General features: G+C 59.0%; 1 protein-coding gene. It reads left to right on the top strand.

Annotated elements, in window-relative coordinates; genetic code table 11:
* On the top strand, window positions 1–249 hold a 249-nt coding region (locus tag KAJ71_RS23340; RefSeq protein ID WP_248947807.1), incomplete at both ends, for an acetamidase/formamidase family protein.

The following is a 249-nucleotide window of genomic DNA, read 5'->3' as shown; positions in this document are numbered from 1 at the left end:
GTGCATATGAAGGTCGAGCTGATCAAGGGCGGCATGGCCAAGTACGGGATCAAGAACCCGGTGTTCAAGCCGAGCCCGATCACGCCGAACTACAAGAATTACCTGATCTTCGAAGGCATCTCGGTGGACGAGCAGGGCCAGCAGCACTACCTGGACGTCAACATCGCCTACCGCCAGGCGTGCCTGAATGCGATCAACTACCTGACCAAGTTCGGCTACTCACCGGCCCAGGGCTATGCGCTGCTCGGC

The organism is Serratia silvae (assembly GCF_023282985.1).
GTDB lineage: Bacteria > Pseudomonadota > Gammaproteobacteria > Enterobacterales > Enterobacteriaceae > Chania > Chania silvae.
The sequence above is the reverse complement of the archived record's forward strand: the minus strand, read 5'-3'. Positions and strand labels throughout refer to the sequence as shown.